Source organism: Sphingomonas sp. KR3-1, assembly GCF_040049295.1.
In the GTDB taxonomy this organism is placed as follows: Bacteria; Pseudomonadota; Alphaproteobacteria; order Sphingomonadales; family Sphingomonadaceae; genus Sphingomonas.
This window is the reverse complement of sequence record NZ_JBDZDQ010000002.1, coordinates 803,941-828,703: the sequence shown is the minus strand read 5'-3', so window position 1 is coordinate 828,703 and position 24,763 is coordinate 803,941. Positions and strand designations below refer to the sequence as shown.

Genomic DNA, 24,763 nt, shown 5'->3' with positions numbered 1-24,763 from the left:
ATCAGGCGCGCCCGTATAGCGTCACGACGCAGGCGCCGCCCAGCCCAAGATTGTGCTGCAGGCCGAAGCGCATGCCAGCGACCTGGCGCCGGTCGGCAGTGCCGCGCAGCTGCCGGGTGAGCTCATAGCATTGCGCAAGGCCGGTCGCGCCGAGCGGATGGCCCTTGGAGAGCAGCCCGCCCGAGGGATTGGTGACGTGCGTGCCGCCATAGGTGTTGCCGCCGCTGCGGATATAGGCCTCCGCACCGCCCTCCGGACACAGGCCGAGCGCTTCGTAGCTGATCAGCTCGTTGGCGGTGAAGCAGTCGTGCAGCTCGACCGCCTGGATATCGTCTGGGCCGATGCCCGCCTGGTCATAGACCATGCGCGCCGCCTCGCGCGTCATCTCATAGCCGACCACGCTCATCATCGATCCGCCCTCGAACGTCGCGGCATAATCGGTGGTCATCGCCTGGCCGAGGATCTCGACGCCAGCATCGAGCCCGTGCCGGGCGGCGAAGGCCGGCGAGACCAGCAAGGCCGCCGCCGCGCCACAGGTGGGCGGGCAGGCCTGGAAGCGCGTCAGCGGCCCGTAGAGATGCTTCGAGCCCATCACCTCGTCGAGGGTGAGCGGGTCGCGGAACAGCGCAAGCGGATTGTTGGCGGCGTGCGCGCGCGCCTTGACCGCGATCATGCCGAACACATCGTCGGAGGTGCCGTAACGCTGCTGATAGTCGAGCCCTGCCCCGCCGAACTGCTGCGCGACCAGCGGCGAGGTGTCGTCCTCGCCGAGCAACTGCTCCTGCCGGGTCAAATGGTGATCGAGCGAACGCTTGCGATCGGTGAACACCGCGCCGAGCGCGCCGGGCAGCATCTGCTCGAAGCCGAAGGCGAGGACGCACTCCGCCATCCCGCTCTCGATCGCCTGGCGGGCGAGGAACAGCGCGGTCGAGCCGGTCGAGCAATTGTTGTTGACGTTGACGATCGGGATGCCGGTGCAGCCGACGCGGTAGAGCGCCGACTGGCCGGCGGTGGAATCGGCATAGACATAGCCGGCATAGGCCTGCTGGACCTGGGCATAATCGATGCCCGCATCGGCGAGCGCCAGGCGGATCGCCTTCTCGGCCATCACATCCCAGTCCTCGCTCTGGCCCGGCTTGGCGAAGGGGATCATGCCAATGCCGACGATGCGGGCGCGCGGCATCTACCGGGCGCCCTGCGCGTCGACACCGTCGATGAAGTCGAGGAATGCCCGGGTCGAGCCTTCGTTGTCGGCGACGAGGTAATTGTGCCCGGCGCCCTTGAACTCGACATAGTTGCTGTGCGGCAGCAGCGCATGCGCCTCGCGGCCCTTCTCGACCGGCACGAGCTTGTCCTCGTCGCCGTGGAGGATCAGCACCGGCATGGTCAGCTTCTCGACCGCACGCGCGTTGGTGGTCGCATAATTGGCGATCGCATAGGCCTGGGCACGGACGCCGGCCATGGTGAAGCGGTCCTGCGCCAGCACGGCGATATCGTGCTGCGCCGCCTCGCGCGGGGCGGCCGAGCCATAGCCCTCCGGCTTGGTGCGCTTGAAGATCGCCTTCACCAGCCAGCGCGGCAGGTTGTAGATCAGCTTCTGCGCGCCCTTGATCTCAGTCTTCTCGGTCTTGAACATCGTGCAGCCGAGCGTCACCGAGCGGGTGCGCTCGGGATAGGCCATCGCGAATTCGCCCGCGATGCCGCCGCCCATCGACACGCCATAGACGTGCGCGCTGGTCTCGCCCGCCGCCTGCAGCACCGCCAGCGCATCGGCGGCGAACTGCTCGACTGTCACGCCCGGCGTGGTGTCGCTGTCGCCGGTGCCGCGATTGTCGAACCAGATCGCGCGGTGGCCCTTGGTCAGCGCCGGCAGCAGCGGATACCACATGCGCGCGCTGTAGAGATGCCCCATGATCAGCAGGACCGGGGTACCCTCGCCTTCGGAGTCCCAGTGGATGCGGGCGCCGCCGCTTTCGACAAATGGCACGATTCTCTCTCCTGTGCGGACTTGCGCCGCTGCGGGGAAATCAACACGGGAGACACCACCTGTCAATCTTCATTCATGAATCAATTAGTTTGATTCGCACCATTTCCAGGGCGGCTTGGCATCGCCCGATATTCGGTCCAAAACCGTGCAAATGAGATTCCCCGGGGCGAACCGCATTTTCCTATGTCAGGTTTCGTCCGGCCAACCGTCTAGCTGACGGAAGCCGGTGACGATGCGCGGACTCGCCGAAATGCTTGCAAAGGCAAAGCGTGCGGTCGTGCGACGGGGAATCGCCGAGCAGGATGCGGATGAACTGGTGCAGGAGGCCTTCCTGAAGATCGAGCGCTACGAGCAGGAGGGAAGCGCGCGCTCGCGCGAGGCGCTGCTCGTCACCGCCGCAGTGAATCTGTCGATCGACCGCAAGCGCCGCGAGAAGCGCGCACCCTTTGCCGACATCGCCGACATCAGCCATATCGCCGACGCCACGCCCGACGCTGTCGAAATACTGGAGCAGCAGGCGAAGCTGCGCCATGCGAGCGCCGGACTGGAGACGCTGCCCGAGCGCACCCGGCGCATCCTGCTCGCGCGCCGGCTCGACGGCGCCAGCTATGCCGATATCGCCGCCGCCGAGGGGATGAGCGTCGCCGCGGTCGAGAAGCAGGTCGCGCGCGCCACGCTGCAGCTGATGCAGTGGATGGAGGGCTGGTGAGCGCCGCCTCGCCCCGCGCCTCCGCCGAAGCCGCGGCGTGGCTCGCCCGGCTGCAGGGCGATGCGCGCTGCCCGGCGAGCGAGGCTGCGTTCGCGGACTGGCTTCAGGCCGATCCCGCGCATGCCGCCGCGTTCGAGCAGGCCACCGATATCTGGTCGATCCTCCCCGGCGCGGCGCGCGGCATGCGCCCGGCGCGGCAGGAAGCGCCCCCTGCCCCGCCCGCCCCGCGTGCCCGCGCCCGCTGGCCGGAACTGGCGCTGGCCGCATCGCTGGCGATCGTGCTCGGCCTGGGCACTCTGTTCTGGATGTCGCGCCCGACGGGCTATGCGACCGCGGTCGGCGAGCAGAAGATCGCGACGCTCGAGGATGGCAGCCGCATCGCGCTCAACACCGACAGCCGCGTCCAGGTGCGCTACGACGTCAACGAGCGGCTGATCGACCTCGATCACGGCGAGGCGATGTTCGAGGTGGCGCACAACGCCGCCCGCCCGTTCATCGTGCGCGCCGGCAACAAGCAGGTTCGCGCGGTGGGCACCAGCTTCGTCGTGCGCCGCGAAGGCGATGCGGTGATCGTGACGCTGCTCCAGGGCAAGGTGGCGGTGACCGATGTCCATCCCGCCACCGCGCACGCCCAGCCGACCTATCTCAATCCCGGCGACCGGCTGCGCAGCGCGCCCAAGCTGCCGACCCAGATCGACGAGCAGCCCGCCGAGATCGCCACGGCCTGGCGGCGCGGCCAGGCGATGTTCGCCGACACGCCGCTGGCCGACGCGATCGTCGAGCTCAACCGCTATGGCGGCCCGCGCCTGGTCGTCGACGATCCGCAGATCGGGGCGCTGCGCGTGTCGGGCGTGTTCGCCACCAACGACACCGACGAGTTCGCCCGCGCCGTCGCCGCGCTGCATGGCCTGCACGTCACGCAATCGGGCGCGACATTGCACATCGTGCGCTGATCGAAGCCGCTTTGACATTTTTGTTTCGAAGCGATGTCGGTTTTGCAACGCAGCATCGTCTAGACCCATGAGGGAGTAAGCGAAGGGGTCGCGCTCCCGGGGGGAAAGCAATGCCGTCCAAACTCACGCTAACCACGCTGGCAGCCAGCTGCTGCCTGTTCGTCGTCCCGGTTGCCCAGGCGCAGACGCGCTACAGCTTCGACATGGCGGCCCAGCCGCTCGACGCAGCGCTCCGCTCGGTCGCGACGCGCACCTCGACCAACATCATCTTTGACGGCGTTGCCGTGCGCGGCCGGACCGCACCACCGCTGCATGGCGAGTTCACTGCGCAGACGGCATTCCATGCGCTGCTCCAGGGATCGGGGCTGACCCTCAACGCCACCCAGGGCGGTTCCTATGTCGTCGTCGCGCCCGCCGGGCAGAGCGGCGGCAATGGCGGCGAGAAGGGCGCGATCAGCGGCCATCTCACCCGCGAGGACGGCGGCCGCGCGCTGGCGGGCGCGCTGATCCGCGTCGTCGAGACCGGGCAGACCACGACCGCCGACGGTAATGGCGACTTTCGCTTTCCCGGCATCGAGCCCGGCGAATATACGCTGGAGATCTCCTTCCTCGGCTTCGAGACGCGCTCCCAGCCGATCATGGTGGGATCGGGCAACGTCGCGACGATCGATCTCGCGGTGAACGAAGGCAGCTCGGCCGAAGGCGTGCCGATCGTCGTCTATGGCACGCGCAGCGCCCGCGCCAACGCGCTCAACCTGCAACGCTCGGCCGAGAACAACACCGAAGTCGTCTCGGCGGACGATCTCGGCAACTTCACCGGCACCACCTTCGCCGATGCGCTGCGCCGCACCTCGGGCGTGTCGTTCAGCCGAGATCCGGTGACCGGCGACGGCACCAACGTGATCGTCCGCGGCCTCGAGCCCGACATGAACAACGTCAAGCTCAACGGCCTGCAGCTCCCCGTCGGCAACGGCATGGGCCGCTCGGCGGACCTGAGCAACCTGCTCGCGGATTCGGTGAGCAAGATCACGATCAGCAAGAGCCTGCTGCCCAGCCAGGACAGCGCCGGCACCGGCGGCCTGATCGAGATCGAGACGCTGTCGCCGCTCAACCGCCCGCATCGCTATGCCAGCTTCCAGCTCGAAGGCGGGCTGAGCGCGCATGACTTCAGCAAGGACTTCCTCGTCTCGGGCACCGTCGCCGGCCGCTTCGGCGCGCAGGACAATTTCGGTCTCAGCGCCTCGGTCCAGTTTCGCCGCAACTCGGTGCGCAACATCTCGTACGACACGGTGACCCGGTTCGGCGCGTTCCTGCCCAACGCCGCGAACGGCACGCCGACGCTCACCGCCGGCGACGCGGTCAGCCCCAATGCGACCTTTCCGTTCGTGGCCGGGGATGACGGCGCCTATGTCACCGAGCTGTTCACCAACTTCAACCATGTGAAGCAATCGACGCTGGCGGCGACGGTCTCGGCCGAGTGGAACATCGGCGGGCATACCGACCTGAAGTTAGACTTCCAGCACGCCCAGTCGAACAAGACCACCTATTCGATGAGCGACGTCTTCACCGCGAGCAGCGAATATTCGGACGTGCCCGGCGGCCAGGCGATCTCGGCGCTGCACCTGGACCTGACGCCCGGCAACCTCGCGATCCATCGCGAGCAGGCCTATAGCTACGATCCCAACGCCAAGACGACGACCGACACCTACAGCTTCACGGGCAAGAGCGTCGCGGGTGCGCTGACCTTCAACTATCTCGCCGGCTACGCCCATGGCAGCGAGCTGCACGATCGCAACACCACGCTCGACCTGCGCATGCCGGCCAGCGACGCCACCGCGGCGCTGTTCCTGCCCGCCGCCACCGATCCGGCGCTCGGCTATATCGTCACCGCGTTCGGCCGCCGCAGCGGCGACGGGATCCCGATCCCGCTGCTCAGCAGCGCCGGCTGGGCGCTGATCAACAATCCCTCGCTCTACACGATCACCAACGGCACCGGCGGGATCGACAAGAGCCATGGCAGCAACAACCGCTACACCGGCCAGGTCAGCTTGCGCTGGGACATGAACTGGGGCTTCCTGAAATATGTCGAGATGGGCGCGCGCTACGAGCGGGCCGAGTTCCGTCACGGCCTGCGGCGCACCCAGTTCGACGGCAATGCAACGATCGATTCGCTGCACCTGCCCTTCTCGCCCACCGACCTGACGCGGGTCGGCGTCACCGGCGCCAACTTCACCGCGATGAGCGAAGCGACGGCGATCAGCCTGTTCGACAATTTCGGCAACTATCCGCAGGTGATCCTCGCGCCGATCGCGCCGGTCGCCGGGCAGGACAAGGAAGGCACGCGCGAGGACAATTACGCCGCCTGGGTCCAGAGCCGGCTGCAGTTCGGTAAGCTCGAGGTGATCGGCGGCGTGCGCTACAACCGCACCGACCTGCACGCCACCAACCTGCTCTTCCCGACCTATATCGGCCCGATCCTGCCGGCGGATGGCGGCGGCTTTGGCAGCGACCTGATCTTCCAGAACCAGTTCAGCCGGCTGGTGACCGAGAGCGGCAAGTCCGAGGATTTCCTGCCGCGCGTGCTGTTCAACTTCCGCCAGAGCGACAATCTGATCCTGCGCGGCGGCTATTTCCTCTCGGTCGCCCGCCCGCAGATCAACGACCTGTCGCAAGAGGCACGGATCAGCTTCATCAACATCCCGATCCCGGGCCCGAACGGCGTGCAGCCGATCCTGCAGATCAATTCGGGCAACCCGAATTTGAAGCAGGCGATGACGCATAATTTCGACCTGAACGTCGAATATTACCACAAGATCGGCATCATCAAGCTGGGCGGCTTCTACAAGCGGATCAACAATCTGCTCCAGGCCAACCAGACCAACGGCCCGGCCAACCTCGCCAATCTGACCCTGCCCGACAGCCCCTATTTCCAGGGCCTGCCCTATTTCGATCCGGCGCATCCGGAGAATTACTTCATCAACGGCGGCTCGCCGATCAACAGCAAGCATCCCGCGACGGTCTGGGGCGTGGAAGGCAGGTTCGAGCGCCAGTTCGACTTCCTGCCGGGCGCGCTGAGCGGCCTGGGCATCATCGCCAACTATACCTACACCCATTCGAGCCGCTGGCAGCAATATAGCTGGGCCTATGCCCCGGCGACGCAGAGCAGCGTCTACGAGTTCTCGGGCCTGCCGTTCAACAAGCAGCCCAAGCATTCGGGCACGCTGGCGCTGAGCTACAACAAATACGGGTTCGACGGCACGCTGGCCTACAGCTTCCAGTCGAAGACGCTCGACAATTTCTATCCGCGCGGCCTTTCTGTCTACAATCAGGACGTCCAGACGCTCGACCTGCGCGGCGAATATTATATCGACCGCGGCCGCAAATACCGCGTCTATGTCGAGGCGGCGGACCTGCTCAAGGGCGGCGAGACGCCCGACCTCCAGCAGCAGATCGCCGGCTATTACACCCGCGCGACCTATCTGGGCGGCCGCAAGTTCAAGATCGGCGCCGCCGCGATCTTCTGAAGCCCTGCACGCACTGCCGGCTCCCCCGTGCGCGGGGAGCCGGCCCTTTTTCTTGTCCGAGGATGATCCCCATGAAGGCCACCAAGCTGCTCCTTGCCGCCGCGACGATCGCCATCGCCGCAGCGCTGCCCGCCCGGGCGCAGGAGCTTGTTCCGTACCAGCAGTTCACGCTTCCCAACGGCCTGCGCGTCGTGGTGCACGAGGACCACAAGACGCCCAAGGTGGCGGTCGCGGTCTGGTATCACGTCGGCTCGATGAACGAGCCGGACGGCAAGTCGGGCTTCGCGCACCTGTTCGAGCATCTGATGTTCAACGGATCGGAGCATCACGACAAGGAATATATGCCGCCGCTCCAGGAGATCGGCGTCTCGGGCGTCAACGGCGCGACCTCGCTCGACCAGACCTATTATTACGAGATCGTCCCCACCGGCGGGCTCGAGCGCGTCCTGTGGCTGGAATCGGACCGGATGGGCTATCTCGCCGGCGCGATCAGCCAGGCCAAGCTCGATGAGCAGCGCAAGGTCGTCCAGAACGAGAAGCGCACGCGCGAGAACACCCCCTATGCGCTGATGGACCAGCGCGAGGCGGCGGCGCTGTTCCCGGTCGGCCACCCCTATCACCACCCGACGATCGGCTCGATGGAGGACCTCAACGCCGCCTCGCTCGACGATGTGAAGGGCTGGTTCGCCCAATATTATGGCGCGACCAATGCCGTCGTCTCGCTCTCCGGCGACGTCACGCTCGACCAGGCCAAGGCGCTGATGGCCAAGTATTTCGGCAGCGTCCCCGCCGGCCAGCCGGTGAGCCGCACCACCGCCTGGGTGCCCATGCTCGACCGCGACAAGGGCGAGGTGATGCAGGACGCGGTGCCGCAAACCGCGATCGCCTGGAACTGGGCAGTGCCCGGCAACGGCACCCCCGAAGCCGCCGCGCTGCAGCTCGCCGCGCAGGCGCTGGGCCGCGGCAAGACCTCGCGGCTCTACCAGGTGCTCGTCCAGGAGAAGCAGCTCGCCACCTACGCCTCGGCCAGCTATTCGGGCTATGCGATCGCCGGCATTTTCTCGGTCGACCTGCGCCTGAAGCCCGGCGTCGATCCCGAGATCGCCGAAGCGGCGGTGAAGCAGGTGCTGGCGGAATTCCTCGCCAAGGGCCCCACCCCCGGCGAACTCGCCCGCATCAAGGCGAGCTCCTATGCCGACAATGCCCGCGCAATGGAGTCGATCTACGTCAAGGCGATGGCGCTCGCCGCCGGCACCGTGTTCAAGAACAACCCAGGCCAATATGCGCTGGACGACAAGCGCTTCCAGGAACTCACCGCCGCCGAGGTGCGCGGCACCGCCGCCACCTGGATCGCCAAGCCTTCGTACAAGCTCACCGTGCTGCCCTTCGGCAACCCAAGCGTGACCGCCGACGGCGCCGACCGCACCAAGCTGCCGGCGCTCGCTCCCTCGCCCGCGCTCAAGCTGCCCGCGCTGCAGGAAGCCAAGCTCTCCAACGGCATGCGCGTGGTGTTCGCCGCGCGCCCGGGCACGCCGAGCGTCGACATGACGATGGTGTTCGATGCCGGCCAGGCGGCCGAGCAGTACGCCAAGCGCGGGATCGGCGGCTTCACGCTGGGACTGATGGACGAGGGCACCACCATGCTTACCAGCACCCAGTTCGCCGAGCGCCAGGCGCTGCTCGGCGCGCGCCTCTATGCCACGTCGGACATCGACACGACCGATTTCATGGCCTCGGCGATGACGCGGTCGCTGCCCGAGACGCTGGCACTGTGGGCCGACTATATTCGCAACCCGGCCTTCCGCCCCGCCGACCTGGAGCGCGACCGCCAGCTGCATCTGTCGGGCCTCTCCCAGTCGCTGGCCTCGCCGGACGAGGTCGCCCAGCGCACCTTCACCAACCTGATCTACGGCGCCGACCACGCCTATGGCGTGCCGCTCGCCGGCCGGGCGGAGACGTTGAAGTCGATCACTCGCGACGACGTCGTCGCCTTCCATGACGCGTGGATCCGGCCGGACAATGCGGTGATCTACGCCGCCGGCAACACCGACATCGCGACGCTCACCGCCGCGCTCGAAAAGGCGTTCGGCGACTGGAAGGCGCCTGCCATCGCCAAAGGCAGCAAGACGCTCGCCGCCGTGCCCGACGCGGCCGCGCCGCGCATCGTGCTGGTCGACAAGCCGGGCTCGATCCAGTCGGTCATCCGCGTCGGCCAGGTCATGCCGAACGGCAGCAATCCGCACGAGTTCGAGCTCAACGCGATGAACGACTTGCTGGGCGGCAACTTCACGGCGCGGCTAAACATGAACCTGCGCGAGGACAAGGGCTGGACCTATGGCGCCAGCTCCTATCTCGCCGAGGCGCGCGGGCCGCAGGTGTTCGGCGTCGCGACCAGCGTGCAGACCGACAAGACCGCCGAGGCGCTGGCCGAGATCGACAAGGAAATCCGCGGCATCCGCAAGGACAAGCCGGCGACCCAGGCCGAGCTCGACCTGCTCAGCAAGGGCGAGGTGCTCGCGCTGCCCGGCCGCTTCGAGACCAACAACGCGATGGTCGGCTATCTCCAGTACGTGAACCGCTTCGGGCGGCCCTATGACTGGATCACCACCCTGCCCGCGCAATATGCCGCGCTGCGCACCGACACGATCACAAGCACCGCGCAGGCGATCCACCCCGATGCGCTGACCTGGGTGATCGTCGGCGACCTTTCCAAGACCGAGGCGAAGATCCGCGCGCTCAAGCTCGGCCCGGTCGAGGTGTGGGACGCCGAGGGGCACAAGCTGCGCTGATCGCGGCGCGCCGGTCCGGCCCTGCCCCGCATCGGGGCGAGGCCGGGCCGGCCCCACTCAACCGCGCGTCGGGTCGATCAGGAACTTCTCGCCCGTCGCTTTGCGCTCATAGGCGCGCAGCACCTCGGGATCGAGCGCCTCGGCGAGACCGATGACGCGGGTATAGTTGCTGGCGAAAGTGGTCTTGAGCTCGTCGAGCACGCGCTTGCGCATCCGCTCTGCGGTCTCTGCGCCCAGCTTCTTGAGCGCAGGGAAGAGCAGCCAGCCCGAGACGCTCCACTGGAAGCCGAACGCCAGCCGGTTGAGCACGGTGGGCGACAAGTCGAGCGCGCCATAGATATAGAGCTGCTTGAACACCTCCGAGCCGTAGCGGTTGTACGCGCTCATCTGCCGGATCGCCGCGCGCTCCATCGCCTGGACGATCTCGCCGCCCAGCGTGCCGCCGCCGATCGCATCGAAGGCGATGGTCGCGCCGGTTTCCTCGATGGCATCGAGCAGGCGCGCGGCGAAATCGGCGTCCTTGCTGTTGAGCACATGGGTGGCACCGATGCCGCGCAATATCTCCACCTGCTCGGGCGAGCGGACGATGTTGACGAGCGGGATGCCGTCGGCGAGGCAGATCTTCTGCAGCATCTGGCCGAGATTGGATGCGGCGGCGGTGTGGATGATCGCCTGATGCCCCTCGCGCTTCGCCGTCTCGACAAAGCCCAACGCGGTCAGCGGATTGACGAACATCGACGCGCCGTCGGCGGCGCTGGCGCCCTCGGGCAGCGGGATCACGTCGCGCGCCTTGATGCGGCGATAATCGGCATACATACCCCCGCCGATCATGCCGACGCGCTTGCCCTCGAGCGCCTTGGCGGCAGCGCCGGCCGCGACGACGATGCCGGCGCCCTCGTTGCCGACCGGCATCGACTGGCCGAGCCGTCCCTTGACGCCACCCAACCGGCCCTGCGGCACGGTGCAGGCGAGTCCGCCATCGGCCTTTTCCAGCGTGGACAGGTCGGCAGGGCCGAGCAGCAGCCCGAGATCGCTGGGGTTGATCGGCGCTGCCTCGACCCGCACGACGATCTCGTCCTCGGCGGGATCGTCGACCGCGACCTCCTCGAGCACCAGCGAAAGCCGCCCGTCCTCGTCGATCTTCGAGCGTAGTTCGCGTCCAGTAAGCGCCATGGTCCCCTCCAGCTTGTTGATAGGGCGAAGATGGGGTGCGGCGGTTCGGGGACAAGGACTGGGAAACGGCGCCCGGCCGACCGCGGATTTCGCCGTCGCAAAACTGAAATCGATTGTCCATATTGCCCGCAAGCGGATTGAAGATTCGCGGCAAGGGGAATGATGTCCGTCACGCGCCCACGGGACCGCTGGCTGATCGACGAGGTGCTGCCGCATGAGGGCCGCTACCTTGCTGTCGCGCGCCGGCTCACCCGCGGCAGCGAGGAGGCGGCCGACCTGGTGCAGGAAGCCCTGGTCCGCCTGATGGCGATCGACGGCTGGGCGGCGATCACCGATCCGCGCGCCTATGTCATCCGCTCGATCCACAATATCGCGCTGGAACGGATGCGTCGCGCCAAGGTGGTCGCCTTCCAGCAGCTGAGCGAACTCGACACGATCGAGCTGCGCGACGACGCCCCCGACGCGTTCGAGGTTGCGGCAGGGCGCGACCAGGTCGTGCGCTTGCGCAAGGCGATCGACCTGCTGCCGGAGCGCTGCCGCACGGTCTTCGTCCGCCGGCGCTTTCGCGAGGAGCGGCCAGGCGACATCGCCAGCGACTTGGGCATCAGCCTGTCGACCTTCGAGAAGAGGCTGGGCCGCGCGCTGTACCTGCTCGCCCGCGCCGTCGAGCCCGGCGACACGCCGCAGGCCGACCCCGCACCCGAGCAGGATGGCCAAACGCGCGTGAAGCGCTAAGATTTTTCGGCCCGCGACTTGGCGGTGGAGGCCGTCTCGTTCGTCCTTGGTCTGATGGGTTTCGAAAGCAGCATGGGATGAGTTTGGGAGGGACGCGTTTTTCCGGCTTGCAACGCGACGCGGACATGCGCGACGCGGCGGCGTGGTTCGCCGCCTTGCAGGCGGGCAGCGCAGACCAGCTGGCATTCGAGCAATGGCGCGAGGACCCCGCGCATGCGCTTGCGTTCGCACGGGTGACCGCGACCTGGGAAGGCGCAGCGGAACAGCCCGCCGCGTTTGAGCTGCCGGCGCACATCACCCGCCGCCGCCTGGTGCGCGGCGGCATGGCCGGGGCGATCGCCGTCGCGGCAGGCAGCGCGTTTCTCGCCACGCGCGCCTATGCCTGGGACAGCGCCTCCACCGAAGTCGGCGAGACGCGCCGGCTGCGGCTGCCCGACGGCAGCATGGCGATGCTCAACACCGACACGCGGCTGCAATGGCGCTTTTCGGCAAAGCAGCGCGAGCTCTGGCTCGACCGCGGCGAAGTCGCGCTCGACCTGCAGCCGGGCGCGACCGCGCACCTCGTCACGCGCGACAGTGCCGCGACGCTAGATCCCGGCAGGTTCAATGCGCGGCTGCGCGGCGCTGCGCTGGAGTTGATCGTGCTGCGCGGCTCGGCGCGTTCGGCGCAGCAGGGCGCGCGGCCGGCCGGCGCCTATCAGCAGCTTTCCTTCGCCACCGCGCTGCCCTCCGCCCAGCCGGTCAGCGGCGAAGCGGTCGAGGCGGCACTTGCCTGGCAGAGCGGCGACGTGGTGTTCGTCGATGCGCCGCTGGCGGACGCCGTTGCGGAGTATAACCGCTATCTGCTGCGCCCTATCGTGATCGACGATCCCGCGCTGGCGACGGTGCGGATCGGTGGCCGGTTCGTCTCTTCCGATCCCGCGGATTTCCTGCGCGCGGTCTCGACCGGACTGGGCGTCCGCGTCAGCACCACGGCGGACGCAGTGCACCTGCGAAAATAATTTTCGACCGATTTGGCGGTGCGGCGACTGCCGATCGTCCTGCAGACTGGGGGGCGCGAAGCGGCGCTCGAACTTGAAGGGCAAAACCTTATGACCGGCTTCAACCGGCGCGCGCAGCTTGCTGCGGCGTTGTTCTCCACGTGCGTCCTTGCTTCGTCGCCGGCGCTGGCCCAGGCCGCGACGCGCGCGTTCGACATCGAGGCACAGCCTCTGGCGAGCGCGCTGACCGCCTGGGCGCGCCAGGCGCATGTCCAGATCTTCTTCCCGACCGACACGATCCGCGGCGTCCGCTCGCGGGCGCTGAAGGGCGTGATGACCGACCGTGCCGCGCTCGACCGCCTGCTCGCCGGCACCGGCCTGCGCATCACCAGCAATGACGGGCATACGGCGATCCTGGCGCGCGGCGCGACGAGCGCACAGTCGCAGCCGGCAGTTCCGGTGGCCGCGGCCACGCAGGCCGAGGAAGGCGGCCCGATCGTCGTCACCGGCTTCCGCGCCAGCCTGCAGGCGGCGCGCGAGACCAAGCGCAAGTCCGACGCGATCGTCGATGTCGTCGCGGCCGAGGATATCGGGCAATTGCCCGACAACAGCGCGACCGAGGCACTGGCCCGGCTGCCCGGCGTGCAGATCTTCCGCAACCGTGGCGAGGGCCAGGCGGTCACCGTGCGCGGCATCTCGCAGGTGGTGACGACGCTCAACGGCCAGGAGGCGTACACCGGCGCGTCACGCCGCACCCTGCTCAATTCCTATCCGTCTAGCATGATCGGATCGATCCAGGTCTACAAGGCGCTGACCCCCGACCTGATCGAGGGCGGGATCGGCGGCTCAGTCGACGTCCAGCTGCGCCAGCCACTCGACTTCGCCAAGGGCATCACCGTCGCCGGCACGCTGCGCGGCAGCTATGACGACCAGGCGAAGAAGCCCTTCTACAATGTCGACCTGCTGGTCAGCGGGCGCTGGGATACCGGGATCGGCGAGATCGGCGTGCTGGCCAACGCTTCCTATCTGCGTCGCGACTATCTGGAATCCTATCGCGAGAACCTGCAGCGCCAATATACCACCGCGGCGCAATCGGTGACGCCGGCCGGCCAGGGCACCGGCCTCAACTATCCGATCGGCATCCTCGTGAAGCATGTCGACGGGCATTATGCGCGCCCGGTGCTGACCGGCGAGGTGCAGTGGCGCCCGGCATACAATCTGGGCTTCAAGCTGCGCGCGACCAACATCGCCGATGACAATCGCTATAACGACAACGACCTGCAGACCAACATCGCCGCCGGCACCGCGCTGCGCGACGTCGTGCTGGTGCCGGGCACCAACATCATCAAGAGCGCGACCTTCACCGCCACGGCCAATTCGGGCCCGCGCTCGTCGAACACGCGCCAGCTGCTCGACACCACCCAGATCGAGTTCGGCGCCGACTGGACCTCGGGCATCGCCACGCTAACCACCAGCGCGGTCTACACGCTGTCGCGGATCAACACCGACCAGCAGCTGTTCCTGCTCGCCTTCAACAAGGCGCCGGTGATCCACGCCACCTTTCAGAGCGACAGCAAATATGGCGGCCTGTCGTACACCTACGACAATGTCGACATGACCGACCCCAGCCTGTTCCACGTCCGCGCCTATTCGGACTCGCGCAACCGGGCGAAGGGCGACGGGCTGCAATGGCGCACCGACCTGACGCTCGATACCGGCCAGGGGCTGATCCGCTCGATCAAGACCGGAATCCGCTATGCCAATCGCACCGCCGACTATCGCGAGGGCACCAGCCTTGCCGACCTCAACAGCCAGCTGCTGCCGATGTCGGCCTTTCCCGGCGGTTCGGATCCGCTGGTGATCGATGCCGGGTTCGGCGGCGACGATGCGGAGCTGCCCAGCCAGTGGATCGGCTATCGCGGCAGCAACCTGAGCGACGCGAGCACGCTGCTGGCGCTCAACAACTATGTCCATGCGCTGCCCGGGCAGAGCGCGCTGTTCACCGACAATGGCCGCCCCGCCTATGACCCGCTCAAGGCGTTTCACGGCAGCGAGACCAGCTATGCCTGGTACGGCCAGGCCAAATACGGCTTCGGGCTTGGCGGGATCGGCGTGGACGGCATCGTCGGCGCGCGCATCGTCAACACCGTGCTCGCGATCGACGGCACGCAGACCAACACCGCCCGCACGCCCGCCGGCACCGTCGTCACCAACACGCCGATCCACGGCCGGCAGAACTATGTCGACGTCGATCCCAGCGCGAGCATGGTGTTCCACTTCTCGCGCCGGCTCCAGTTGCGGCTGGCCTATACCAAGACCTTCAGCCGGCCCGATTTCACCCAGCTCAACCCGAGCATGAACCTGGCCCAGGTGACCGCGGCGAGCGGCGCCTATGTCGCCGCGGCGACCACCGGCAATCCGGACCTGCAGCCGATCCGCTCGACCAACTGGGACGCCTCGCTCGAATATTATTACGGCCGGGCCGGCGCCTTCAGCATCGCCCTGTTCGAGCGCGACGTGAACGGCTTCATCGTCAGCACCAAGATCGACGAGACATCGATTCCCTCGGCGAGCGGCACCGTGACCGTCACCAAGCCGATCAACGCCGGTGACGGCAGGATCCGCGGCGTCGAATTCAATGCCAGCACCTTCTTCGACTTCGCGCCGGGCATGCTCAGGAATTTCGGCGCATCGGCCAACCTGACGCTGATGGAATCGCGCCAGGAGCTGCCGGCTACCCCGGTCAGCGTCGCCTTCACCGGCGACACGACGGGCATCTCGCGGCGGAGCTTCAACGGCAGCCTGTTCTATGACGACGGCCCGTTCCGCGCGAAGGTCGCCTACAGCATCCGCAGCGGCTTCGTGCTCGCCTATACGCTCACCGACCGCAACAACGACCTGAAATGGTATCCGATCTCGCGGCTCGACGCCTCGGCGACCTACCGCTTCAGCCGCAACGTGATGGTGACGCTCGAAGGCAGCAACCTGCTCGCCAAGCCGCAGCGCGCCTATTGGGCGGACAAGACAGTGACCGACCGCGTCTATTTCGAAGGCCGCGTGTTCTCCGCCGCCCTGCGCTTCAAATACTGACGGGACGAGACGCCGTGCACCGCATCGCAACTACCGCCATTGCCACTCTCGCCCTGACCCTGCTGGCCGGCTCACGCGCGCCCGAGGAGGCACGCTGGGGCGGCGCCTGGGGCTACGCGACCTCGCCTGCCACCAAGGCAGTGCGCGGCACGCTTCCCGCCGGCACCTATCGCTTCCGCTTCCGGCTGAGCCAGGCGGGCGACGCGGTGCGGCTGGTGTTCACCAATCCGGAGGGCGCGGTGCCGCTGCGCATCGCCAGCGCCTCGATCGCGCGGGCCGCCAAGGACTTCGGCATCGATCCGGGGACCGAACGGCCCGTGCGGTTCGAGAGCGGCGAAGGCGTGAGCATCACCGGCGGCGCGGCACTGACCAGCGCGCCGATCGATCTGGCGGTGAAGAGCGGCGAGGACGTTGTCGTCACGGTCGTGACCGGCGCCGAGAGCTCGACGGTGGCGGGCAATGCTGCGTTCCCCGCGGCATTCGTGGCGGGCCCGGCGGACGCGGCGGGCAGCGGCATGGCGGCGCAGAAGATCCGCCCGCTCGTCACCCAGATCGCAGTGCGCAACCCGTCCGCCAACTGCACGATCGTGACGTTCGGCGACTCGATCACCGAAGGCGCGCGCGGCACGCGGCCGGACTGGCGCGGCTGGCCGGGCATGCTGGCGAAGCGGCTGTCCGACGGCGGCAAGCCGCATTGCGGCGTGGTCAACATGGGGATCAGCGGCAACCGGCTGTTGCGCGACGGGCGCGGCACGGCCGGCATCGACCGGTTCGAGCGCGACGTCGCCTCGGTTGCCGGCGCTACCCACCTGATCCTGATCGAGGGCATCAACGACATCTGGAAGGCGGGCAGCGAAGGCGAGCAGCCGGTGACCGCCGCCGACCTGATCGCCGGCTATCGCAAGCTGATCGATGCGGGGCATGCGCGGGGCATGCGGGTGATCGGCGGCACGCTGACACCGGGCTGGGGCTCCAAATACATCACGCCCGAGATGGAGGCGCTGCGCCAGGAAGTGAACCGCTGGATCCGCACGGGCGGCGCCTTCGACGCTGTGATCGATTTCGAAGCCGCGGTGCGCGACACCAGCACGCCGGTGATGATCAAGCCGGCGTTCGATTCCGGCGACAAGCTGCACCCGAGCGACAGCGGCTATGAGGCGATGGGCCGGGCGGTGCCGCTCGCGCTGTTCGCGACGCGATAGAGGATTTTCCAATGCCGGCCGCCGGGCTCCGCGCATTCCGCGCGGGGAGCGGAGCCGTGCGCCCTCGCCGGGCGGAGTTTTCCGCTGCCGCCGCGCCGGGGAGACTGACGAGGCAGCATGCGACACGAGAGGAGAAGCCAGTGAAACAGCGTTCCAAGGCCCTGTTGCTCGCCGCCGCGGCACTGCTCGCCGCCCCGCAGTCCGCCTATGCCTGGGGTACGACCGGGCATGCGGCGATCGCCAATATCGCCGAACTCAACCTCAATGCCTCGGTATGGACCGAGATCCAGGGGCTGCTCGCCGTCGATGGCGTGACGCACATGTCTAAGGTCGCCTCCTGGGCGGACACCCAGCGCGCGGCGACCGATCCCACGCACACCACGCGCATCCCGATCGACGGCAGCGCGGCGCCGGCGCATGCCTGCACCGGCACCGCGATGTGCGCAGATGAGGCGATCGCCTATTACAGCACGATCCTGGCCGATCGCACCCAGTCCAACGCCAATCGCGAAGTGGCGCTCAAGTACATCATCCACCTGGTCGGCGACCTGCACCAGCCGCTGCACGGGTCCGATCCGATCGGCTACAACACGGTGACCTTCGGCGGCACCTCGACGATCATCCATGCGATCTGGGACGACACGATCATCGACAATCACGGCGTCGCCTCGGCGCTGCTCGCACAGGAGCTGATCAACAACGGCGTGAGCGTCACGCTGGGCGGAACCCCGCGCGACTGGGCGACCGAGAGCAGCAACATGGCGCGCGACCATATCTACGACATCATGCCGAGCTGCTGGGACTATAAGGCGCCCGCCTGCCCGGCCACGCCGGTCACGCTGCCGAGCAACTATGCCACTACCAAATATCCGCTGGTCGCGCAGCGGCTGAAGCAGGCCGGCTATCGTCTCGCCGCGCTGCTCAACAGCCTGCTCGCCTGAGGCTCCGTCGACCTGGCCGGGCGCCTCGCGGTGCCCGGCCGTTTTTCGAGGATGGACATGACGATGCCCCGCTGGCCCCGCATTGCCGCGATCGCGCTTATCGGCGCGGCGTTGATCCTCTGGCTGGCCTGGCCGCGCCACAAGGCCGCGCCGGAACCCGCCGGGACGGTCCGCGTCGTCCCGACCGGGACACCCTCCCCGCGCGCCGCCGCGGCAACGCCGGAACGCGCCGAGGCGCCGACCCGCGACTGGCTGCTCGGCACCTGGAGCCAGCGCGACAACAAGGGCGCGGGCGATGCTCCCTGCGATCAGGCGAGCGCGGTCACCTATCTCCCCGGCGGCCAGTATTTCGCCAGGGGGGCCTCGGGCCGCTATGCGCTGGGCACCGGCACGATCAGCTATTGGGGCCGCATCGTCTACGATATCGACGCGGGCGAGGACCGCTCGCATTTCGAGGAACGCAGTTCGTCCCCAGTCGCGCGGATCGACGCCCATGCGATGCAGCTTGGCGGCACGCTGCTGTATCGCTGCCTCAAGGCCGCATCGGACCGCGCATCATGATCCTTTCCTCTGTCTCTGGAAGAACCGCCCCGTGAAGAAGCCCCTGTACGCGCTGCTTTCGCTCCTCGCACTCGTCCCCCCCGCCGCGGCGCAGCGGGCGACGGCCCCCGTCGACCTGGTCGACCCGTTCATGGGGACGCGCGGCGACCGCGGCCAGCTCTCGCCCGCCGCCGCAGCCCCGTTCGGCATGGTGCAGCTCGCGCCCGATACCGACCCGGCGAACCATATCGGCTATGACCGCTCCGCGCCCCTGCTCCGCGGTTTCTCGCAGACCCGCGCCCAAGGCGTCGGATGTGGCGGGGGCGGCGGCGATCTGCTGACCAGCGTTACCTATGCCGGGGAGGCAGGACCGGCGTCGATCGACCGGCGCAGCGAACGCGCCGGCGCGGGCTGGTATCATGTCCGCTATGGCAGGACTGCGATCACCGCCGACCTGGCCGCCGGGCAATCTGTGTCGATCAGCCGCTTCACCCTGTCGCGTGCCGGCGCAGTCGATGTGGTGCTCGATCCGCGCCACAGCTACGCCAAGCACGTGTCGCACGAATGGCTCGCGACCGATGCCGGCGGGTTGCGGCTCACCCTGGCGAATGCGACGGTCTGCAATCGCGGCGTCTATCACCTCGCCGTCGCGGCGCGGCTGGAGCTGAACGGGCGGCCGGTGCAGGCCGTCGGCATCCCGGACGCCAAGGGCCTGCTCCACCTCACCTTGGCGGTGCGCGCGGGCGATCGAGTCGAGCTGCGCGCGGCACTGTCCACCGTCGACGCCGCTTCCGCCGGGCGCGCACTGGCGCGCGAGCTGGGCGACACGCCCTTCGAGCGCCTGGTGCGTCAGACCCGCGCCGACTGGAACGCACGGCTTTCGGCGATCGCCTTCGACGCGCCCCTGGAGCGGCGCCGGCTGTTCTACACTGCGCTGTTCCGCGCGCTGCAGATGCCCGCCCGGGTGGACGACAGCGACGGCGCGTTTCGCGGATCGGACGGGCGACTGCAGCGCGTGCCGCAAGGGCATCACCGCTATGCCGGCTGGTCGCTATGGGACAATTACCGCACCCAGGTTCCGCTGGTCGCGCTGGTCGCGCCCAATGTCGGCGGAGACATCGCGGATTCGCTGATACTGCTGTTCCAGTCGGACAAGCCGCAATGGGCGAGCGCCAACGAGCCGTTCCTGAGCGTGCGCACCGAACATGCCGGCATCGCGCTGCTCGACCTGCACCGCAAGGGCCTGGGCAGCGAGGATCCCGCCACCGCGCTCGCCGCGATGGCCGAGGAGACGCTGGCGCTGCCGCAGGAGACGCCCGACCAGAAGCTCGAGCTCGCCTATGACCAATGGGCGGTGGCGCAGCTTGCGGCGGACAGCGGGCATGCGGATGTCGCGCGGGACTTCACGGCGCGGGCGCTCGGCTACCGCGCGCTCTGGCTCGACGTGTTCCGCGATCTCGGCCCCGATGCCGATACCGTCAAGGCGCGCGGGCTCTACCAGGGCACGCTGTGGCAATATCGCTGGGCGCCGGTGTTCGATCTCGATTGGCTGCGGAACCAGGCGCTGGGGACTGCGCGCTTCCGCGACGAGCTAGGCCGCTTCTTCGACGGCGAGTTGTTCAACATGACCAACGAGCCCGATATCCATGCGCCCTATCTGTTCGCGGCCGGGGATCCGGCGCGGATGGACCGGCTGGTGGCGATGCTTCGCGATGCGCCGATCAACCATTGGTACGAGAACCAGCGCAAATATCCGCAGCCGATCCGCCAGAAGAGTTTCGCGCTCGAGCCCGGCTTCGCCGAGGGGATGGACGACGATGGCGGCGCGATGTCGGCCTGGTATGTCTGGGCGTCGATCGGGCTCTATCCGCTGGTGCCGGGCGACCCCTTCTACATCGTCACCCCGCCCGCCGCGAAACGGGTGACCCTCCGCCTTGCCGGGGGACGGTCGTTCTCGATTGTGGGCGGCGGACCGCGTGGCACTCCGACCTCGAACGGGACGTCGCTGACCGATCGCCGGCTGACGCATGCTGCGCTGCTGCGCGGAGGGGTGCTGAAAACCGGCATGTGATTCCGGTTCAACCTGCCTGAGCCAGTCGATGCACAGCGCGTCATTGCGCTGGCGCGGGGCGCGCGAACGTGGAAATCTAGGCCGCGTGACCAAGCGTTCCGACATCCTGCCTCCACCCGCGCACTCCATGGCGACGCCGGAGAAGCTACCCGGGCTGGACGGCATCGCGGTGGCGCAGCTGCTGCAGGGTGCCGCGCTGAAGGGGCATGATCCCGAGGGAATCCTGCACAAGGCGGGTATCGATCCGACGGTTTACGGCGATGTCGATGCCTCGATCGACGGGCGGGCGCTCTCCCGGCTGATCCAGCAGATCCAGCTGGCGCTGGACGACGCCTTTATCGGCTTCATGGCCGAGCGATGCAGGCTCGCACTCGACTTGGAGCGCATGCTCGCCTACCTCCACTGCGAGACCTTCGGTGAATCGATCCGGGTCAGCATCCGCTTCACCCAGGCGCTGTCGGAAGACATCGGCCCGCAGCTGATCGAGGACCGCCACGGGGCGAAGCATGTCTGCGTCTACCACACGATCGAAGGCGTCGACCGCGACATCTTCGTCTGGTTCCGCTTCATCTGGATCTTCCAGTTCTTCAGCTGGCTGATCGGACGGCCGCTGCGCCTGCGCGGTGTTCAGATACGCGGCCCGAAGCCGGTGCAGGCCAACGGGTTCGACCGTTTCGCGGTGTTCGGGTGCCCGATCCGCTACAATGCGCCGTTCGACGCGCTCTTCTACGATCGCAGCGACCTGGGCACGCGGCTCCGGCACGGCACGCTAGCCGATGTCGAGGAGTACAATGCCAGCAACCCGGACTGGTTCGCCACGCCGACGGGCCGGACGACCTGGCGCTCTCGGACCGAACATGCGCTGGTCGATTTCCAGCGAGAACAGAACTGGTCGGCGCCGATCGAGGCGGTCGCCGAGCAGCTGCGCAGCCGCCCGCGCCGGCTGCGCCGCGACCTCGCGCGCGAAGGCGAGAGCTTCCAGCAGATCCGAACGCGGCTGCGCGGCGAGCTGGCCGCGGCCTATCTGCTCGTCACCGACCTGCCGATCACCGAGGTGGGCTACCGTGTGGGCTTCAGCGAGCCCGGCAGCTTCTCGCGCAACTTCACCGAATGGGCCGGGCTGACCCCAAGCCAATATCGCGACCGCTACAAGCCCGATGGCGCGCGCCTGGCCGCCGCATCGATGTTGCTGAGCGAGCGTATCGGCGCCTGATCGCTGAATCTGGTCACTTGGGTTAAATCTGGCCGTCAAACCCGCCATCGCCAAGCCCGGCGCCAGCGCTGACGATGCTCCCCAACAAAAAGAAGTGGGGAGGAATGCATGATCGGGACTCGGATTCTCAGTGGCCGGGCGGCCTTGGCGGGCGCGTCGGCACTGGCGATGATGCTTTGCGCGGCGTCGCCGGCATGGGCGCAGGATAGCGCTCCGGCTGCCCAGCCGGACGCGCAGGATCAGGATGCGGCGACGCCGGACAAGAACGAGATCGTCGTAACCGGATCGAGTATCCGCGGCGTGCCGCCGACCGGCTCCAACCTGATCAGCGTGACGCGCGACGACATCAAGACGATCGGCGCGAGCACCACCGCTGATCTGCTCGCAACGGTTCCGCAGCTCAACAGCTTCAACACCACGCCGCGGGCGAGCGGCGGCGGCGCGGGCTCGTTCGCGCCCGGGCTGCGCAGCCTGCCGGCAAGCGCGACGCTGCCGCTGATGAACGGGCATCGTCTGGTGGCCTCGAGCACCAAGGAAACCAACCCGGACTTCCCGTTCATCCCCGATCTCGCGATCGAGCGCGTCGAGATCGTCGCCGACGGTGCATCGGCGATCTACGGCTCGGATGCGGTGGCGGGCGTGATCAACTTCATTACCCGCAAGCGCGCATCCGGGCTCGAGGCGTCGGTGCGCTACGGGATGGCCGACAATTATCACAATTTCAGCGCGAGCGGACTGTTCGGCCATGACTGGGGCAGCGGCGCGATCGTAGCGGCCTATCAATATGCCGAGAACAGCCACATCACCGGCGCAGACCGCGACTTCCGCGTCGTCGACTTCCGGCCCTATGGCGGCGTGGACACGCGCAGCACGGTGTGCCCGGCGGCGAACGTCGCGGTGAACACCACCGCCTATGCGATCTACTACGCAACCCCCGCCCTCGCGCCGAACACGCAGAACAAATGCGACAACGGCTCGGTGACGGACATCGTGCCTGAGACGCAGCTGCACAGCGGCTATGTCACGGCCCATCAGGACCTGGGCGACCGCATCACCTTGTGGGGCGAGCTGCTCTATTCCGACCGCAAGGATACCGTCCAGGCACCGCCGCCGGCCGGCGCGGGTGCCTCGGGCGGGGTGATCCTCTACAATATCCCGGGCTTCTCGCAGAACCCGTTCTTCCGGACTCCGCCGGGCACCGGCGCCACGATCGAGTTCGTTCAGTTCCGTACCGACAATCTCTATGGCGCCGACCATATCGACAACCGGTTCCGCGTGCGGGCGGGCAACTCGTCCGCCGGGATCGACGCCAAGCTGGCGGGCGACTTCAAGCTGAGTGTCTACGGTATTTTCGACTGGGCGCGGAACGACAGCTATCTGCCGGCGATCAACCCCGCGGCGCTCGACGCGGCAGCATCAGCGTCGACGCTCGCCACGGCGCTCGATCCGTTCGGCAACGGCACCGCGCCGGCGGTCGTCGCCAAGATCCTGGACTATGCCGGCGACCTGACCATCCATCAGCGGACCTATCTGGGCGCGGCCAAGATCGACGGGACGCTCGTCGATCTGCCCAGCGGTCAGTTGAAGATCGCGGCCGGGACCGAGTATCGAAAGGAGTCGTTCCGCCAGCGCGGCATCTATGGCGGTGCGCAGGTGCCCGAGACGCTCGATCGCAACATCAAGTCGGTCTATGGCGAGGTGTTCGTGCCGATCTTCGGTGCCGGCAACGCAGCGCCGCTGATGCGCAGCCTCGCGCTGTCGCTGTCCGCCCGCTACGACGATTACAGCGACTTCGGATCGACGACCAACCCCAAGGTCGGGGTCAACTGGGAGCCGGTGCGCGGCGTCATGGTCCGCGGCACCTACGGCACTTCGTTCCGGGCACCGGGCCTGCGTGACGTCGCCGCCACGGTCGGCGCCTATTATTTCAACGCAGCGGCGATTGCCGGCAGCACCTTGCGCGATCCGTCACGCGGCGCGGCGCAGGTCGATACCGTCGTCCTCTATGGCGGAAATCGCGGGCTACAGCCGGAAAAGGCGAAGACCTGGTCGGTGGGCGCGGACCTCACCCCCAGCTTCCTGCCCGGCCTGCGGGTCAGCGGGACGTTCTACAATATCCACTATACCGATGTGATCGGTACACCGGGCGGCAGCATCGCCTTCACCGATCCGACCTTCGCCGCGGTCGTCTTCCGCAACCCCAGCGCCACGCAGCTTTCGAGCCTATTGTCGATCGCGGTGCCGGTGAACTTCGCAGCCGGCGCGCTGCCCGCGATCGGGAACCTGCTCGACTTCCGCCAGGGCAATTTCGGCGTCCGCGACACCAACGGCATCGACTTCGACATCGGCTATCGCAAGGCCACCAAGTTCGGTTCGGTCTTCGCGGACCTGGCCGGCAACTATATCCTGAAATACGAGACGCAGCTTTCTCCGACCTCGGCCGCGTCGAACCAGCTCGATCTCGGCATTCCCAAGGCAACGGTGCGCGGCACGCTCGGCGCGCAGGTCGGGCCGGTGACCGGCGTCGGCTTCGTCAACTATCGGCAAGGCGTCACCGGGCTCTACGCCACGCCGACCGGCACCGCCGAGTATAGTGCCGGATCCTACACGACGGTGGACCTGCACGTCTCCGTCAAGCTGCCGGATGTCGGCCTCGCCAAGGGCACCGAGCTGTCGTTCCAGCTGAACGATGTGCTCGACCAGAAGCCGCCCTTCTTCCCCGCAACCGATGGTGTGGGCGGAAGCTACAATCTCGGCCGCAACGTCTCGGTCGGGCTGCGCAAGGCCTTCTGATCGCAAGGAGCGCCGGCCGGCACCGGCGCTCCCCAATCCAGTTACCGAGTAAGCAAACCAGAC

16 protein-coding genes are annotated in these 24,763 nt (G+C 67.7%); 13 read left to right on the top strand and 3 right to left on the bottom strand.

What is annotated here, in order from left to right:
* Position 1: 1 nt before the first annotated feature.
* Together ABLE38_RS15665 and ABLE38_RS15660 are read right to left on the bottom strand one after the other, a co-directional pair.
* The gene (locus ABLE38_RS15665; protein WP_348975153.1) at positions 2–1,183 is read right to left on the bottom strand and encodes a lipid-transfer protein; all 1,182 of its coding nucleotides are present in this window, start codon (positions 1,181–1,183) and stop codon (positions 2–4) included.
* Positions 1,184–1,987 carry an alpha/beta hydrolase gene (locus tag ABLE38_RS15660; protein WP_348975152.1) on the bottom strand — a complete coding sequence of 268 codons (804 nt, stop codon included), beginning with the start codon at positions 1,985–1,987 and terminating at the stop codon, positions 1,184–1,186. It abuts the gene before it with no gap.
* A 232-nt stretch (positions 1,988–2,219) separates the two neighbouring features.
* Between ABLE38_RS15660 and ABLE38_RS15655 the strand changes: the two genes are divergently transcribed.
* From ABLE38_RS15655 to ABLE38_RS15640, 4 genes are all read left to right on the top strand, one after another.
* Positions 2,220–2,696: an RNA polymerase sigma factor gene (locus ABLE38_RS15655; RefSeq protein WP_348975229.1), complete on the top strand. Its 477-nt coding sequence runs from the start codon at positions 2,220–2,222 to the stop codon at positions 2,694–2,696.
* The gene (locus ABLE38_RS15650; protein ID WP_348975151.1) at positions 2,693–3,649 is read left to right on the top strand and encodes a FecR family protein; all 957 of its coding nucleotides are present in this window, start codon (positions 2,693–2,695) and stop codon (positions 3,647–3,649) included. Before ABLE38_RS15655 ends, ABLE38_RS15650 begins: the two co-directional genes overlap by 4 nt.
* Before the next feature lie 110 nt (positions 3,650–3,759).
* Complete coding sequence (locus ABLE38_RS15645; RefSeq protein WP_348975150.1) at positions 3,760–7,173, top strand: TonB-dependent receptor; 3,414 nt, start codon at positions 3,760–3,762, stop codon at positions 7,171–7,173.
* A 71-nt stretch (positions 7,174–7,244) separates the two neighbouring features.
* Complete coding sequence (locus ABLE38_RS15640; protein WP_348975149.1) at positions 7,245–9,962, top strand: pitrilysin family protein; 2,718 nt, start codon at positions 7,245–7,247, stop codon at positions 9,960–9,962.
* A gap of 57 nt (positions 9,963–10,019) precedes the next feature.
* On the opposite strand, the gene ABLE38_RS15635 is transcribed toward ABLE38_RS15640, so the two are convergent.
* The gene (locus ABLE38_RS15635) at positions 10,020–11,135 is read right to left on the bottom strand and encodes a zinc-binding dehydrogenase (protein ID WP_348975148.1); all 1,116 of its coding nucleotides are present in this window, start codon (positions 11,133–11,135) and stop codon (positions 10,020–10,022) included.
* A gap of 162 nt (positions 11,136–11,297) precedes the next feature.
* Between ABLE38_RS15635 and ABLE38_RS15630 the strand changes: the two genes are divergently transcribed.
* The 9 genes from ABLE38_RS15630 (at position 11,298) to ABLE38_RS15590 (ending at position 24,700) form a co-directional block, all read left to right on the top strand.
* Complete coding sequence (locus tag ABLE38_RS15630; protein ID WP_348975147.1) at positions 11,298–11,870, top strand: RNA polymerase sigma factor; 573 nt, start codon at positions 11,298–11,300, stop codon at positions 11,868–11,870.
* Positions 11,871–11,977: 107 nt separating this feature from the next.
* Entirely contained in the window at positions 11,978–12,871 is an 894-nt protein-coding gene (locus tag ABLE38_RS15625; protein WP_348975146.1) for a FecR domain-containing protein, read from the top strand.
* A 90-nt stretch (positions 12,872–12,961) separates the two neighbouring features.
* On the top strand, positions 12,962–15,940 hold the full coding sequence (locus tag ABLE38_RS15620; RefSeq protein ID WP_348975145.1) for a TonB-dependent receptor: 2,979 nt from the start codon (positions 12,962–12,964) through the stop codon (positions 15,938–15,940).
* Between the two features lie 14 nt (positions 15,941–15,954).
* Entirely contained in the window at positions 15,955–17,142 is a 1,188-nt protein-coding gene (locus tag ABLE38_RS15615) for an SGNH/GDSL hydrolase family protein (RefSeq protein WP_348975144.1), read from the top strand.
* A 140-nt stretch (positions 17,143–17,282) separates the two neighbouring features.
* Positions 17,283–18,083 carry a S1/P1 nuclease gene (locus ABLE38_RS15610; RefSeq protein WP_348975143.1) on the top strand — a complete coding sequence of 267 codons (801 nt, stop codon included), beginning with the start codon at positions 17,283–17,285 and terminating at the stop codon, positions 18,081–18,083.
* A gap of 57 nt (positions 18,084–18,140) precedes the next feature.
* Positions 18,141–18,644 carry a hypothetical protein gene (locus tag ABLE38_RS15605; protein ID WP_348975142.1) on the top strand — a complete coding sequence of 168 codons (504 nt, stop codon included), beginning with the start codon at positions 18,141–18,143 and terminating at the stop codon, positions 18,642–18,644.
* 31 nt (positions 18,645–18,675) lie between these two features.
* The gene (locus ABLE38_RS15600; RefSeq protein WP_348975141.1) at positions 18,676–20,694 is read left to right on the top strand and encodes a glycoside hydrolase domain-containing protein; all 2,019 of its coding nucleotides are present in this window, start codon (positions 18,676–18,678) and stop codon (positions 20,692–20,694) included.
* 85 nt (positions 20,695–20,779) lie between these two features.
* Positions 20,780–21,907: an AraC family transcriptional regulator ligand-binding domain-containing protein gene (locus tag ABLE38_RS15595; RefSeq protein WP_348975140.1), complete on the top strand. Its 1,128-nt coding sequence runs from the start codon at positions 20,780–20,782 to the stop codon at positions 21,905–21,907.
* 108 nt (positions 21,908–22,015) lie between these two features.
* The gene (locus tag ABLE38_RS15590) at positions 22,016–24,700 is read left to right on the top strand and encodes a TonB-dependent receptor (protein ID WP_348975139.1); all 2,685 of its coding nucleotides are present in this window, start codon (positions 22,016–22,018) and stop codon (positions 24,698–24,700) included.
* The last annotated feature ends 63 nt before the right edge of the window (positions 24,701–24,763 follow it).